Source organism: Vibrio sp. HI00D65, assembly GCF_001635455.1.
Taxonomy (GTDB): Bacteria; Pseudomonadota; Gammaproteobacteria; order Enterobacterales; family Vibrionaceae; genus Vibrio.
The window spans coordinates 1-358 of sequence record NZ_LWEH01000533.1 but is presented as its reverse complement, the minus strand read 5'-3'; the positions used below and the strand labels follow the sequence as shown (position 1 = coordinate 358).

Annotated in this window: 1 protein-coding gene; it reads left to right on the top strand. The window is 47.8% G+C overall.

Annotated features, from left to right (window positions below; translation table 11 throughout):
- The coding region (locus A3712_RS23290) for an MFS transporter (protein ID WP_157618873.1) at positions 1–358 on the top strand (358 nt) is incomplete at both ends.

Sequence of the window (358 nt, the reverse complement as noted above, 5' to 3'; positions counted from 1 at the left end):
ATGGTGCACTTCGTATGCTGGTGGTCCTTTATTTTTACGACCTTGGTTACAGCTCGTTAGAGATCGCCTCACTGTTCCTTTTCTATGAATTCTTTGGTGTGGTGACGAACCTAATCGGTGGTTGGCTGGGGGCGCGTCTTGGCCTCAATAAGACCATGAACATTGGCCTAGGGATGCAAGTCTTTGCCTTGGGTATGTTGGCATTGCCATCGGCTATGTTGACGATTCCTTGGGTAATGGCGGCGCAGGCGCTGTCAGGTATTGCTAAAGATCTTAATAAGATGAGTGCCAAGAGTTCAATCAAAACCTTGGTACCGGATGAGCAGCAAGGTGCTTTGTATAAGTGGATTGCGATTCT